This is a genomic window from Citrobacter sp. TBCS-15 (assembly GCF_005280815.1).
Classification (GTDB): domain Bacteria; phylum Pseudomonadota; class Gammaproteobacteria; order Enterobacterales; family Enterobacteriaceae; genus Citrobacter; species Citrobacter werkmanii.
Genome location: NZ_SZWK01000292.1, coordinates 574237 through 588034 on the forward strand (window position 1 = coordinate 574237; position 13798 = coordinate 588034).

Annotated in this window: 13 protein-coding genes and 1 pseudogene; 6 read left to right on the forward strand and 8 right to left on the reverse strand. The window is 51.3% G+C overall.

Features of this window, described 5'->3' with window-relative positions:
* Positions 1–7: 7 nt before the first annotated feature.
* The 8 genes and pseudogenes from FDW96_RS20365 to FDW96_RS25330 form a co-directional block, all read right to left on the reverse strand.
* Positions 8–1057 carry an AbrB family transcriptional regulator gene (locus FDW96_RS20365; protein WP_137366192.1) on the reverse strand — a complete coding sequence of 350 codons (1050 nt, stop codon included), beginning with the start codon at positions 1055–1057 and terminating at the stop codon, positions 8–10.
* A 131-nt stretch (positions 1058–1188) separates the two neighbouring features.
* The gene (locus FDW96_RS20370) at positions 1189–1593 is read right to left on the reverse strand and encodes a DUF2251 domain-containing protein (RefSeq protein WP_061381699.1); all 405 of its coding nucleotides are present in this window, start codon (positions 1591–1593) and stop codon (positions 1189–1191) included.
* A gap of 76 nt (positions 1594–1669) precedes the next feature.
* Complete coding sequence (locus tag FDW96_RS26305; RefSeq protein WP_311379671.1) at positions 1670–1732, reverse strand: hypothetical protein; 63 nt, start codon at positions 1730–1732, stop codon at positions 1670–1672.
* Positions 1733–1757: 25 nt separating this feature from the next.
* Positions 1758–1952, reverse strand: a complete 195-nt coding sequence (locus FDW96_RS20375) for a bacteriocin immunity protein (protein WP_306463087.1) — start codon at positions 1950–1952, stop codon at positions 1758–1760.
* 34 nt (positions 1953–1986) lie between these two features.
* Positions 1987–2271: a bacteriocin immunity protein gene (locus FDW96_RS20380; RefSeq protein WP_137366193.1), complete on the reverse strand. Its 285-nt coding sequence runs from the start codon at positions 2269–2271 to the stop codon at positions 1987–1989.
* Entirely contained in the window at positions 2258–3997 is a 1740-nt protein-coding gene (tssD, locus tag FDW96_RS20385) for a type VI secretion system tube protein TssD (protein WP_137366194.1), read from the reverse strand. Before tssD ends, FDW96_RS20380 begins: the two co-directional genes overlap by 14 nt.
* A 228-nt stretch (positions 3998–4225) precedes the next feature.
* Positions 4226–5509 carry a citrate synthase gene (locus FDW96_RS20390; protein ID WP_006685463.1) on the reverse strand — a complete coding sequence of 428 codons (1284 nt, stop codon included), beginning with the start codon at positions 5507–5509 and terminating at the stop codon, positions 4226–4228.
* 203 nt (positions 5510–5712) lie between these two features.
* Positions 5713–5823, reverse strand: a pseudogene (locus tag FDW96_RS25330) (hypothetical protein).
* A 383-nt stretch (positions 5824–6206) separates the two neighbouring features.
* On the opposite strand from FDW96_RS25330, the gene sdhC reads away from it, so the two are divergent.
* The 6 genes from sdhC to odhB all read left to right on the forward strand — a co-directional run bounded on the left by sdhC (position 6207) and on the right by odhB (position 13750).
* The gene (gene sdhC / locus FDW96_RS20395; protein WP_042309715.1) at positions 6207–6611 is read left to right on the forward strand and encodes a succinate dehydrogenase cytochrome b556 subunit; all 405 of its coding nucleotides are present in this window, start codon (positions 6207–6209) and stop codon (positions 6609–6611) included.
* Positions 6605–6952: a succinate dehydrogenase membrane anchor subunit gene (gene sdhD, locus FDW96_RS20400; protein WP_005122550.1), complete on the forward strand. Its 348-nt coding sequence runs from the start codon at positions 6605–6607 to the stop codon at positions 6950–6952. Before sdhC ends, sdhD begins: the two co-directional genes overlap by 7 nt.
* Positions 6952–8718 carry a succinate dehydrogenase flavoprotein subunit gene (gene sdhA / locus FDW96_RS20405; RefSeq protein ID WP_038638885.1) on the forward strand — a complete coding sequence of 589 codons (1767 nt, stop codon included), beginning with the start codon at positions 6952–6954 and terminating at the stop codon, positions 8716–8718. The genes sdhD and sdhA overlap by 1 nt, the downstream gene beginning before the upstream one ends.
* A 15-nt stretch (positions 8719–8733) precedes the next feature.
* Complete coding sequence (gene sdhB, locus FDW96_RS20410; RefSeq protein ID WP_003022921.1) at positions 8734–9450, forward strand: succinate dehydrogenase iron-sulfur subunit SdhB; 717 nt, start codon at positions 8734–8736, stop codon at positions 9448–9450.
* Between the two features lie 260 nt (positions 9451–9710).
* Entirely contained in the window at positions 9711–12512 is a 2802-nt protein-coding gene (gene sucA, locus FDW96_RS20415; protein ID WP_038638891.1) for a 2-oxoglutarate dehydrogenase E1 component, read from the forward strand.
* Positions 12513–12526: 14 nt separating this feature from the next.
* Positions 12527–13750, forward strand: coding sequence for a 2-oxoglutarate dehydrogenase complex dihydrolipoyllysine-residue succinyltransferase (odhB, locus tag FDW96_RS20420; RefSeq protein WP_042309710.1), 1224 nt, complete (start codon positions 12527–12529; stop codon positions 13748–13750).
* Positions 13751–13798: the final 48 nt, after the last annotated feature.

The following is a 13798-nucleotide window of genomic DNA, read 5'->3' on the forward strand; positions in this document are numbered from 1 at the left end:
TCCCGGCTTACGATGATGAGTTTTTTGGCGCATGCGCTGAAATAAAACGCGCCACCGCCGGACCGGTCAATAAAATACTGAACAGCCGCAGGGTTTGCATCGCCATGATCAGCGCCATATCGGCGTGGCTGCCTGCGGCAATTACCGCGACGGAATCCACTCCGCCAGGGCTGGTCGCCAGATAGGCGGTGAGAAAGTCGATTTGCATGTAATGCGCCAGACCCCAGGCCATAGCGGCACAAATCGCCATCAGTGAAAAAATGGACAACAATATTTGCGGCAGGGGGCGCAGCGCCATAAAAAAGATCTGTTTGTCAAAGCCAAGACCGATTTGCCAGCCAATCGCCATATACGCTATCGCCAGTAACCATTCCGGTAGTTCAATGACCATCACACCGCCCGCGTTCAGCAATGCACCCGCCAGCATGGGCAGCAACATCACGCCAGAGGGGATACGCAGTAAGCGCCCGGCTGTACCGGCAACAGCGGCCAGCAGTATGGTGCTCAACAGATTAACACTCAGCGGCGGAAACCAGACGATTTGCTGATTGACCGTTTGCGCCTGATCGCCCATTACAAGTCGGGTCACTAACGCGGCAGCGCCAACTACCAGCAGTACGCGCAAGTACTGCATAAACGCTACCAGGCGGATATCAGCGCCATAATCCTGCGCCATAGCAACCATCGCGGCTGCCCCTCCCGGTGATGAGCCCCACGCGCCTGTGTTACCCGGTAGATTGCTGTAGCGAACCAGCAACCAGCCGATTACCGCGCTGCTAATAAGGGTTGTCAGCAGGATGACAATCACCATCGGCCAGTGTGCCGCAAGTGTCGTTAAAATAGATCCTGTGAGGTTTTGTGCAATCATGCAGCCGAGAATGGCCTGAGCGGCAAGAAATGTGCAGCGGGGAGGGTGCAGAGAGATCCCGCGCATACTGAAAATGATACCGACAATCATCGAGCCGAGCAGCAATGCGCCTGGAAGATGGATCAACAGAAAGAACAGGGAAAGAAGGAGTGATAGCAGAAATAGCAGGCTCCACTGCAAAACAGGCATCCCATGCTCCTGAGTTATATGCTGCGTTTAACGTATTGATACAGCATAGAGAAAAAGTCCGCTGAAAAAAATATCAGGTATCAATAAAAACGGGCTAAACCGGTGTTCCAGTAAATAGCGCTTTATGCCTGTTATCTGAAAAAATCGTCGACAGCATCATTCCAGGCATGTCCGAAGACAGACCATTCCTTACTGATTGTAGGTGGAAAACCGCTCCGGCAGTATCCATTTTTAGATTCAAAATCAAAGACACCGTGTGGGTAACCATTTATCAGCAACACACATTTCTTATTGTCTTCTGACCAACCGATCTTCACATCCGATGGGATATGTCCATCTGACACGTCTTCTGCGTTGTAAATGTGTAGTACATCTTTGATAGGATTTCCGTCAGTAGATTCATCAAGTGCATAGAAATATCCGGTTTGACCATCATCTTCAAATACAGCTATGTATGAACCTTCTGGGGCCAAACTTTCTATTACCTGCGCTTCACCGACAATAAGTCGAGCTTGAACCGTAACCGTGATCGTCATTTTAATTTTCCGCATGTATAAACATTCGTTGTTATATGAATTACACTGATAATTCGAGTGTTTGATTTGAAAATTTTTAGGTTGATTCTTTAAATGATGGATGTCCCTGGGACTTACGCCATCTTTTGATTTCATCAATGACGCCTTGTGGGCTGTCTTCCCTGTCATCCGGGGGATAAAAAAATCAATCCATTGCCTTCTGGATGAACCACGATTTTATCGAAGTGTTTGACTAACATATTACTGTGGGGTTCAAATTCTCTTCCTTTCAGATTGCTGGGATTTTCAAATAATTCATTCAAGAGTTCTATGAATTCGGCTTCGGTGTAGTCTTCGACTTTTTGCTTAAGATGATTCATATACTCACCTTTTTAATAAGTTTCTTTGTATAGCTCATTTAGAATCTTTAAATAACTCTAATCCATGAGATGTTCTCCACTTTTTTATTTCTTTAAATATTCCCAAGGGTGAACATTCAATCTCATCTGGAGTATTAAAAATCAGTCCATTACCAAGTGGATGCTGGGTGACTTTGACTACATGTAGTTGCAGGTTATCGATAAATTTACCAAAATCACTGGCATTTAGTCCATGTTTATTCTCAAAAAAGTTGGATAGCAGATCAATGAACTCTGACTCAGTGTAATCGCTTATTGTTTTTTCATTATCTATTAGCATTTTTATGTATTCCTATATGTAAGCGAGGAGTAGTAATGTTTATATTATCCATATTAAACGCTTCTCCGCCATGCTGGATTTCTTCTAAGTGATGAAGTTCAAAAGTGCTTCTGCCACCTACTTGCTCTGAAGGACCAGGATATGGTGCTAACCCCATTCTTATCAGGGTTTGGTTAGAAGGTTTAAAATCCTTCATTAGCTCAGGGCACTCTGACACCGCAAGCCAGAACTCTCTTCTGAAATGGTCAAAGTTGCGAAACGTTCTTCCTCGCAGCTTATCTGCGACCTGTGCCGGTATCGGCGCTCCCAGCCCCGAACTGGCGGCCTCAAGCCAACGATTATTTCCGGATAAAATTTCACCGTGGCCGGTTGCTGTACCGGGTTCGTCTCGGGCTGTTTTCAGGTATACATATATCGGCTGAATACCTGAATCGGCCGGAAAGACCAGAATATAATCGTTAAAATCGGCGACATCCGGCACAAGGAACGGTGGCGTGGTGTACTCATTTTTGCCATCCGGGATGGGTGTTACCAGAATGGTTGGCTGATCCAGCGGTGGAACATCGCTTCCAGTATGTTTAGGGACATCACCCGTCGCAGGATTTTCTGGCGTCCATGTGATTAACGGCCCGTCTACATCGTGGGCAGGCGTAAATTCATAGCGATGGTGTTCATCATTCCATAGCATATTCGCGACGCGCACGTTTTCATACGGAGTACCTTCGCCGGTATGCACGCCGTAGACTTGCGACTTACCGTGAATGTCGGTTCCCCAGAAAAAACGAACCCGGGTTGTGGCTGTGCCACCTACCAGCGCCTTTTTCCGCAGTTCTTCCTCATACCAGAACTCATCACGTCCGGGAACGCGTGCGCTGCCCGTACCCGCAGACGGAATATACAGCGCGGAAGCCAACGCTCCGATATAAGGAACGCCGCGTGCGGCGCTGAGCATGCCACCGAGTGACCACTCGCCCCACACCTGCGTCAGCCCACCTAAGATCGGCAGTGCGGCCGAGGCTTCTGCGGGTTGTGTATATCCGCAACAATCATCAACGGAAGATTGTGCGAAAACCGCCATCTGACCGAAGTTTTCAGCCGATTCTTCACGGCTTCCGGCGTCTGTACAGCCTTTCTCTTTCAGACAAGATTTGGCATAGACCGGTGTGACTGCAGGAATGAGTGGTGCTGGGGGGGAAGGGCGGTTCGCAACGGGTATTATCGAACAAACCGGCTGATTGCGGGGCGGTATAAACAAACGATTGTACTCAGCAGGTAACGCCAGGTAGTCAAACTCCGTATTGGCAATCAGGTGCTTGCAAAGAATATAGTCATACGACACCGCAATTTCTTCGGTATCCAGCGCGTTTAGGGCCACATAGGTTTGTATGCTTTTTACCGAAGCATTTCTTAATTGAATATAATAGTAGCGCTCCCATCTGCCGAAGCTGTTTATTCGCCATAAATCAATTTCAATAAACAGATGTTCATTATTATTGATGGCGTTAATAAATAGTGGTGTGCTTTTATCAATTAATTTTTCAAATCTTAGTGTCCGGGTATTGATACCAGAACCCGTATTAACTAATCCGTTAGAGAGAGAAAAAGCAAAAATCTCATCAGGATGGTTTTCCTGCCGGCGATTTCCTGTCGATGCGTCTGTGCCACAACCAGAAGAGATATTGCCTTGTCGCTCACCTGTTATCTTCAGATAAATAAGGTCGCCCATACCATTTAATCCAGCGCTGTGTTTTATGACGCTGGATTAAATAGTTAATGAGTTTAAAAATCAAATAATGTATTGGCAATTAATGCTGTATTAAATAGGGTAGAGATTACGCTCGATTAAATATATTAAAGGGCGAGTAAGCGAGAGAAAGTAATATTGAAGAGGTGAATGCAATGAACAGGACGGGAACTGAAAAAAGCCACCGGAATTGCCCGGTGGCCTGAACAATTAACGCTTAATATCAGACTTAAAATCGCGCTTGTCGTAGCCGGTATACAGCTGACGAGGACGGGCGATTTTCATGCCGTCAGTGTGCATTTCATTCCAGTGTGCAATCCAGCCAACGGTACGCGCCATGGCGAAGATCACGGTGAACATGGAGGACGGAATGCCCATCGCTTTCAGAATGATGCCAGAGTAGAAGTCTACGTTCGGGTAGAGTTTCTTCTCGATGAAGTACGGGTCGTTGAGCGCAATGTGCTCAAGCTCCATTGCCACTTCCAGCAGATCATCTTTGGTACCCAGCTCTTTCAGCACTTCATGGCAGGTTTCACGCATCACGGTGGCGCGCGGGTCATAGTTTTTGTAAACACGGTGACCAAAGCCCATCAGGCGGAAAGAATCATTCTTGTCTTTCGCGCGGCGAACAAATTCCGGAATGTGTTTAACCGAGCTGATTTCTTCCAGCATTTTCAGCGCAGCTTCGTTGGCGCCGCCGTGTGCCGGTCCCCACAGGGAAGCAATACCAGCCGCGATGCAGGCAAACGGGTTAGCACCTGAAGAGCCTGCAGTACGCACGGTAGAGGTTGAGGCGTTCTGTTCGTGGTCAGCGTGCAGGATCAGGATACGGTCCATGGCGCGTTCCAGGATTGGATTGACTTCGTATTTTTCGCACGGCGTGGAGAACATCATGTTCAGGAAGTTACCGGCGTAGGAGAGATCATTGCGCGGGTAAACGAACGGCTGGCCGATGGAGTATTTGTAGCACATCGCAGCCATGGTCGGCATTTTGGACAGCAGACGGAAGGCGGCGATTTCACGGTGACGCGCATTATTTACGTCCAGAGAATCGTGATAGAACGCAGCCAGCGCCCCGGTGACACCGCACATAACGGCCATCGGGTGAGAGTCGCGGCGGAAACCGTGGAACAGACGCGTGATCTGCTCGTGAATCATGGTATGGCGAGTGACCGTGGTTTTGAACTCGTCGTACTCCTCCTGCGTCGGTTTTTCGCCGTACAGCAGGATATAACACACTTCCAGATAGTTGGACTCGGTCGCCAACTGGTCAATCGGGAAGCCGCGATGCAGCAAAATGCCTTCATCACCATCGATGAACGTAATTTTGGATTCGCAGGATGCGGTAGAGGTGAAACCTGGGTCAAAAGTAAACATCCCCTTTGAGCCAAGGCTACGAATATCAATAACATCTTGACCGAGCGTACCTTTCAGCACATCCAGTTCAATAGCAGCGTCACCATTTAGAGTGATTTTTGCTTTAGTATCAGCCATTTACGGTCTCCTTAGCGCCTTATTACTTAAGACTGCGGAAGTCAGACTTGTTTTCGATACATCAATCAACCGTTACCAGTTTTTTATTCGGCTCGCCGCTCTGCGATAGAGGCGAAAACCAGGGTACAGAGCAATGGGCGCTTGCAGGTAAATCAGTTAACTCATGGTGAAATAGTAACAAATCAACAACTTAGCAATCCGAATTATTTAACCTGTCTATCACTAATAACTGTCCTGAAGGTATTGGTCAATACTTCCACACTGTTACATAACTAAATCTCCGGTGAAAGAGTGACCCCATAACTTTTACGCATTATATGCTTTTTCTGGTGTCGTTTGTAACAACTTTGTTTAATGATTGTCAAATCAGATGATTAAAAATTAAAATAATGTTGTTATCGTGACCTATGTCACTGTTCGGGATAAAACCCGACAAACTATATGTAGGTTAATTGTAATGATTTTGTGAACGTCCTATACTGCCGCCAGGTCTCCGGAATACCCTGCAATCCCGAGCCAACCAGCGTTGTAACGTGTCGTTTTAGCAACTGGAAGCAGTGTTTTATATGACGCGTAGTTATAGTAAGGACGCTGTCTGACCCGCAAGCAGACCGGAGGAAGGAAATCCCGGCGTCTTTCAGACTACAGAAGTCTTCATCTTCTGTGCCCGAAGTCCAAAGGGAATAATAAGAACAGCATGTGGGCGTTATTCATGATAAGAAATGTGAAAAAACAAAGACCTGTCAATCTGGATCTGCAAACGATCCGGTTCCCAATCACGGCGATAGCGTCCATTCTCCATCGCGTATCCGGAGTGATCACCTTCGTGGCGGTCGGGATTCTGTTGTGGTTATTGGGTACCAGCCTTTCCTCCCCTGAAGGTTTCCTCACGGCGTCATCCATTATGAATAACTTCTTCGTGGAGTTAATCATGTGGGGGATCCTGATTGCGCTGGCCTATCACGCCGTAATGGGCATTCGCCATCTGTTGATGGATTTTGGCTATATCGAAGAAACCCTCGAAGCAGGGACACGCTCCGCCAAAATTTGTTTCGTTATCATTGTCGTGCTTTCACTTCTCGCAGGAGTCCTCGTATGGTAAGCAACGCCTCCGCATTAGGACGCAACGGCGTACATGACTTCATTCTGGTCCGTGCTACCGCTATCGTTCTGACGTTATACATCATCTATATGGTCGGCTTCTTCGCCACCAGCGGCGAGTTGACCTTTGAAGTCTGGACCGGTTTTTTCTCATCGGCATTCACCAAAGTCTTCACTCTGCTGGCACTTTTTTCCATCTTGATTCATGCCTGGATTGGCATGTGGCAGGTGTTGACCGACTACGTTAAACCTCTGGCTGTACGCCTGATTCTGCAACTGGCTATCGTCGTTGCGCTGGTGGTTTACGTCATTTATGGATTTGTTGTGGTGTGGGGTGTGTAATGAAACTGCCAGTCAGAGAATTTGATGCTGTTGTGATTGGTGCCGGTGGCGCAGGTATGCGCGCGGCGCTGCAAATTTCCCAGAGCGGACAGACCTGTGCGCTGCTCTCCAAAGTGTTTCCAACCCGTTCCCATACCGTATCTGCGCAGGGTGGCATCACCGTGGCGCTCGGTAATACCCATGAAGATAACTGGGAATGGCACATGTACGACACCGTCAAAGGGTCGGACTACATTGGTGACCAGGACGCAATTGAATATATGTGTAAAACTGGCCCGGAAGCGATTCTGGAGCTGGACCATATGGGCCTGCCGTTCTCTCGTCTAGATAATGGCACCATTTATCAACGTCCGTTTGGCGGTCAGTCGAAAAACTTCGGCGGCGAGCAGGCGGCACGTACCGCAGCAGCGGCAGACCGTACCGGCCACGCGCTACTGCACACCCTGTATCAGCAGAACCTGAAAAACCACACCACCATCTTCTCTGAGTGGTATGCACTGGACCTGGTGAAGAATGCTGATGGCGCGATTGTCGGTTGTACCGCACTGTGTATTGAAACCGGTGAAGTCGTTTACTTTAAAGCTCGTGCCACCGTACTGGCGACGGGTGGCGCAGGTCGTATTTATCAATCAACCACTAACGCCCACATCAACACTGGTGACGGTGTAGGTATGGCTATCCGCGCTGGCGTGCCGGTGCAGGATATGGAAATGTGGCAGTTCCACCCGACCGGTATCGCTGGCGCGGGCGTGCTGGTCACAGAAGGTTGTCGTGGTGAAGGCGGCTACCTGCTGAACAAACACGGCGAGCGCTTCATGGAGCGTTATGCCCCGAATGCGAAAGACCTGGCGGGTCGTGACGTGGTGGCGCGTTCCATCATGATCGAAATCCGTGAAGGCCGCGGCTGCGACGGCCCATGGGGTCCGCACGCCAAGCTGAAACTCGATCATCTGGGTAAAGAAGTGCTGGAGTCCCGGCTGCCGGGTATTCTCGAACTGTCTCGTACCTTTGCCCACGTTGACCCGGTGAAAGAGCCGATCCCGGTAATTCCTACCTGTCACTATATGATGGGCGGTATCCCGACCAAAGTAACCGGCCAGGCGTTGACCGTGAACGAGCAGGGCGAAGATGTGGTGATTCCGGGGCTGTTTGCGGTAGGCGAAATCGCCTGCGTATCGGTTCACGGCGCCAACCGTCTGGGCGGCAACTCGCTGCTGGATCTGGTGGTCTTTGGTCGTGCGGTGGGTCTGCATCTGCAGGAATCTATCGCGGAACAGGGCGACCTGCTGGATGCGACGGAAGACGAGATCGATGCTTCTCTGGCTCGTCTGAATCGCTGGAACGGCAACCGTAACGGCGAAGATCCGGTAGCCATTCGCAAAGCGCTGCAGGAATGTATGCAGCATAACTTCTCGGTATTCCGCGAAGGCGATGCGATGGCGAAAGGACTGGAAGAGCTGAAAGCGATTCGCGAGCGTCTGAAAAACGCCCGTCTGGATGATACCTCCAGTGAATTTAACACCCAGCGCGTTGAGTGTCTGGAGCTGGATAACCTGATGGAAACCGCTTACGCCACTGCAGTCTCTGCAAACTTCCGTACCGAAAGCCGTGGCGCGCATAGCCGCTTCGACTTCCCGGAACGTGATGATGAAAACTGGCTGTGCCATTCCCTGTACCTGCCAGAGTCGGAAACCATGACGCGACGTCAAGTCAATATGGAACCGAAGCTGCGCCCGGCATTCCCGCCGAAGATTCGTACTTATTAATGCGGAGACAGGACAATGAAACTCGAGTTTTCAGTTTATCGCTATAACCCGGACGTTGACGATGCTCCGCGCATGCAGGATTACACCCTGGAAGCGGAAGAAGGGCGCGACATGATGCTGCTGGATGCATTGATGCAGCTGAAAGAAAAAGATCCGTCGCTATCGTTTCGTCGCTCCTGCCGTGAAGGGGTCTGCGGCTCTGACGGTCTGAACATGAACGGCAAAAATGGACTGGCCTGTATCACACCTATTTCTGCGCTGAATCAGCCGGGCAAGAAAATTGTCATTCGCCCGCTGCCGGGTTTACCGGTTGTGCGCGATTTGGTGGTAGACATGGGACAATTCTACGCACAGTATGAGAAGATTAAGCCTTACTTATTGAATAATGGGAAAAATCCACCGGCTCGCGAGCATTTACAAATGCCAGAGCAGCGTGAGAAGCTCGATGGGCTGTATGAATGTATTTTGTGTGCATGCTGCTCAACGTCCTGCCCATCATTCTGGTGGAACCCGGACAAGTTCATCGGTCCGGCTGGTCTGCTGGCCGCGTATCGCTTCCTGATCGACAGCCGCGATACCGAGACCGACAGCCGCCTGGAAGGTTTAAGTGACGCTTTCAGCGTATTCCGCTGTCACAGCATCATGAACTGCGTCAGCGTATGTCCTAAGGGGCTGAACCCGACGCGTGCGATCGGCCATATTAAGTCGATGCTGCTCAAGCGTAGTGCGTAAGTTGTTGTAGTGGTTGCCGGATGGCGACGTAAACGTCTTATCCGGCCTACAGGTACAATCCCGTAGGCCTGATAAGTGAAGCGCCATCAGGCAAATTGTTAATGTAGGAAACCTCTAAAAACTGCCACATGATTAGACAGTTTTTAAAGGTTCCTTCGCGAGCCAAACAAAAAGAGCTCGCAAGTGAACCCCGGCACGCACATCGGTGTGCGTGGTAGTATCCACGGCGAAGTAAGCATACAAATGCTTAAGGGATCACGATGCAGAACAGCGCTTTGAAAGCCTGGTTGGACTCTTCTTACCTCTCTGGCTCGAACCAGAGCTGGATAGAACAGCTCTATGAAGACTTCTTAACCGACCCTGACTCGGTAGATGCTAACTGGCGTTCGACGTTCCAGCAGTTACCTGGCACCGGAGTCAAACCGGATCAACTCCACTCAAAAACACGTGATTATTTCCGTCGGCAGGCGTTGATTACCCCACGTTACTCTTCTTCTATTTCCGACCCTGATGCCAATGTGAAGCAGGTTAAAGTCCTGCAGCTCATTAACGCCTACCGTTTCCGCGGCCATCAACATGCGAATCTTGATCCGCTGGGACTGTGGCAACAAGAGAAAGTGGCCGATCTGGATCCGTCTTTCCACGATCTGACCGATGCGGATTTCCAGGAAAGCTTTAACGTAGGTTCTTTTGCCGGCGGCAAAGACACCATGAAGCTGAGCGACCTGGTTGTTGCGCTGAAACAAACCTACTGCGGCCCGATTGGCGCCGAGTATATGCACATCACCAGCACCGAAGAAAAACGCTGGCTTCAGCAGCGCATCGAGTCTGGCCGCGCCGCGTTTAGTAGTGAAGAGAAAAAACGCTTCCTCAGCGAACTGACCGCAGCGGAAGGTCTGGAACGTTACCTGGGCGCGAAGTTCCCGGGTGCAAAACGCTTCTCGCTGGAAGGCGGTGATGCGTTAATTCCGATGCTGAAAGAGATGATCCGCCACGCGGGTAACAGTGGTACGCGTGAAGTGGTGCTGGGCATGGCGCACCGTGGTCGTCTGAACGTACTGGTCAACGTGCTGGGTAAAAAGCCGCAGGATCTGTTCGACGAATTCGCGGGCAAACATAAAGAACATCTCGGCACTGGCGACGTGAAGTACCACATGGGCTTCTCGTCAGATATCGAAACCGAAGGCGGTCTGGTACACCTGGCGCTGGCGTTTAACCCGTCACACCTGGAAATTGTTAGCCCGGTGGTAATCGGTTCCGTCCGTGCGCGTCTGGATCGTCTGGATGAGCCGAGCAGCAATAAAGTCCTGCCTATCACCATTCATGGTGATGCGGCGGTGACCGGGCAGGGCGTGGTGCAGGAAACCCTGAACATGTCGAAAGCGCGTGGTTACGAAGTGGGCGGTACCGTTCGCATCGTTATCAACAACCAGGTGGGCTTCACTACCTCTAACCCGTTGGATGCGCGTTCTACCCCATATTGCACCGACATCGGTAAGATGGTTCAGGCGCCGATTTTCCACGTCAATGCGGATGACCCGGAAGCAGTCGCTTTCGTCACGCGTCTGGCGCTGGACTTCCGTAATACCTTCAAACGCGATGTCTTCATCGATCTGGTGTGCTACCGCCGTCACGGCCATAACGAAGCCGATGAGCCGAGCGCAACCCAGCCGCTGATGTATCAGAAAATCAAAAAGCATCCGACCCCGCGCAAAATCTACGCCGACAAGCTGGAAGCGGACAAAGTCGCCACGCTGGAAGATGCGACCGAAATGGTCAACCTGTATCGCGATGCGCTGGATGCTGGCGAGTGCGTAGTGAAAGAGTGGCGTCCGATGAACATGCACTCCTTCACCTGGTCGCCATATCTCAACCACGAATGGGATGAAAGCTACCCGAACAAAGTTGAGATGAAGCGTCTGCAGGAGCTGGCTAAACGCATCAGCACTGTACCTGAAGCGGTTGAAATGCAGTCGCGCGTTGCCAAAATTTACGGCGATCGTCAGGCCATGGCCGCAGGCGAGAAGCTGTTCGACTGGGGGGGCGCAGAGAATCTGGCTTACGCCACACTGGTTGACGAAGGCATTCCGGTTCGTCTGTCGGGTGAAGATTCCGGTCGCGGAACCTTCTTCCACCGCCACGCGGTTATTCATAACCAGGCGAACGGTTCAACCTACACGCCGCTGCAGCATGTGCATAACGGCCAGGGCACGTTCCGCGTATGGGACTCCGTACTGTCTGAAGAAGCGGTGCTGGCGTTTGAATACGGTTACGCCACGGCAGAACCGCGCACTCTGACTATCTGGGAAGCCCAGTTCGGTGACTTCGCCAACGGTGCTCAGGTCGTTATCGACCAGTTCATCTCTTCCGGCGAACAGAAATGGGGTCGTATGTGCGGTCTGGTTATGCTGCTGCCGCACGGCTACGAAGGTCAGGGCCCGGAGCACTCCTCCGCGCGTCTGGAACGTTATCTGCAACTTTGCGCTGAGCAAAACATGCAGGTTTGCGTCCCGTCCACCCCGGCACAGGTGTACCACATGCTGCGTCGTCAGGCGCTGCGCGGTATGCGTCGTCCGCTGGTGGTGATGTCACCGAAGTCGCTGCTGCGTCACCCGCTGGCGGTGTCTACGCTGGACGAACTGGCAAATGGCACCTTCCTGCCGGCTATTGGCGAAGTCGATGAACTTGATCCGAAAGGCGTGAAGCGTGTTGTGATGTGTTCTGGTAAGGTTTATTACGACCTGCTGGAGCAACGCCGCAAGAATGACCAAAAAGATGTTGCCATTGTGCGCATCGAACAGCTCTATCCGTTCCCGCATAAAGCGGTGCAGGAAGCGCTGAAACCGTTTGCTCACGTACATGATTTTGTCTGGTGCCAGGAAGAGCCGCTCAACCAGGGCGCATGGTACTGCAGTCAGCATCATTTCCGTGAAGTGATTCCATTTGGGTCCGCTCTGCGTTATGCAGGTCGCCCGGCCTCTGCCTCTCCGGCAGTAGGGTATATGTCCGTTCACCAGAAACAGCAACAAGATCTGGTTAATGACGCGCTGAACGTCGATTAAATAAAGGATAAATAATGAGTAGCGTAGATATTCTTGTTCCCGACCTGCCTGAATCCGTAGCGGATGCAACGGTTGCAACCTGGCACAAAAAACCGGGCGATGCAGTACGTCGTGATGAAGTACTGGTAGAAATCGAAACTGACAAAGTGGTACTGGAAGTACCGGCATCAGCGGACGGTATCCTTGATGCGGTTCTGGAAGATGAAGGGACAACCGTCACCTCCCGCCAGATCCTCGGTCGCTTGCGTGAAGGCAACAGCACTGGTAAAGAAACCAGTGCCAAGTCTGAAGAGAAAGATTCTACTCCGGCACAGCGCCAGCAGGCGTCGCTTGCAGAGCAGAACAACGATGCCCTGAGCCCGGCGATCCGTCGCCTGCTCGGTGAACATAACCTCGAAGCCAGCGCCATCAAAGGCACTGGCGTCGGTGGCCGTATCACCCGCGAAGATGTGGAAAAGCATCTGGCCAAAGCGCCGGCAGCAAAAGCCGAAGCCAAAGCGCCAGCAGCCGCGCCAGCGCCACAGCCTCAACTGGGTGCGCGTGGCGAAAAACGTGTACCGATGACCCGTCTGCGCAAACGCGTAGCCGAACGTCTGCTGGAAGCGAAAAACTCCACCGCCATGCTGACCACGTTCAACGAAGTCAATATGAAGCCGATTATGGACCTGCGCAAGCAGTACGGTGATGCGTTCGAAAAACGCCACGGTATCCGTCTGGGCTTTATGTCTTTCTACGTGAAAGCGGTGGTTGAAGCGCTGAAACGCTATCCGGAAGTCAACGCGTCCATCGATGGCGATGACGTGGTGTACCACAACTACTTTGATGTCAGCATGGCGGTCTCCACGCCGCGCGGCCTGGTAACGCCGGTCCTGCGTGATGTGGATCTGCTGGGTATGGCTGACATTGAGAAGAACATTAAAGAACTGGCAGTAAAAGGTCGCGACGGCAAGTTGACGGTTGAAGATCTGACGGGCGGTAATTTCACCATCACTAACGGCGGTGTGTTCGGTTCCCTGATGTCTACGCCGATCATCAATCCACCGCAGAGCGCCATCCTGGGTATGCATGCCATCAAAGATCGTCCGATGGCGGTAGACGGCAAGGTTGAAATCCTGCCGATGATGTATCTGGCGCTGTCTTACGATCACCGTCTGATCGATGGTCGTGAGTCAGTAGGCTTCCTGGTAACCATTAAAGAGTTGCTGGAAGATCCAACGCGTCTGCTGCTGGACGTGTAACGAAAAAGAGTATCACCTGCCCCGTAGGTCTGGACGCCTTATCAGGCC

What these genes read in the sequence shown, in the direction of transcription:
- sucA (WP_038638891.1), top strand. Translation starts at nt 9,711, where the DNA reads ATGCAGAACAGCGCTTTGAAAGCCTGGTTGGACTCTTCTTACCTCTCT.
- FDW96_RS20380 (WP_137366193.1), bottom strand. Translation starts at nt 2,271, where the DNA reads ATGCTAATAGATAATGAAAAAACAATAAGCGATTACACTGAGTCAGAG.
- sdhC (WP_042309715.1), top strand. Translation starts at nt 6,207, where the DNA reads ATGTGGGCGTTATTCATGATAAGAAATGTGAAAAAACAAAGACCTGTC.
- FDW96_RS20390 (WP_006685463.1), bottom strand. Translation starts at nt 5,509, where the DNA reads ATGGCTGATACTAAAGCAAAAATCACTCTAAATGGTGACGCTGCTATT.
- sdhA (WP_038638885.1), top strand. Translation starts at nt 6,952, where the DNA reads ATGAAACTGCCAGTCAGAGAATTTGATGCTGTTGTGATTGGTGCCGGT.
- odhB (WP_042309710.1), top strand. Translation starts at nt 12,527, where the DNA reads ATGAGTAGCGTAGATATTCTTGTTCCCGACCTGCCTGAATCCGTAGCG.
- FDW96_RS20370 (WP_061381699.1), bottom strand. Translation starts at nt 1,593, where the DNA reads ATGACGATCACGGTTACGGTTCAAGCTCGACTTATTGTCGGTGAAGCG.
- sdhD (WP_005122550.1), top strand. Translation starts at nt 6,605, where the DNA reads ATGGTAAGCAACGCCTCCGCATTAGGACGCAACGGCGTACATGACTTC.
- tssD (WP_137366194.1), bottom strand. Translation starts at nt 3,997, where the DNA reads ATGGGCGACCTTATTTATCTGAAGATAACAGGTGAGCGACAAGGCAAT.
- sdhB (WP_003022921.1), top strand. Translation starts at nt 8,734, where the DNA reads ATGAAACTCGAGTTTTCAGTTTATCGCTATAACCCGGACGTTGACGAT.
- FDW96_RS20375 (WP_306463087.1), bottom strand. Translation starts at nt 1,952, where the DNA reads ATGAATCATCTTAAGCAAAAAGTCGAAGACTACACCGAAGCCGAATTC.
- FDW96_RS20365 (WP_137366192.1), bottom strand. Translation starts at nt 1,057, where the DNA reads ATGCCTGTTTTGCAGTGGAGCCTGCTATTTCTGCTATCACTCCTTCTT.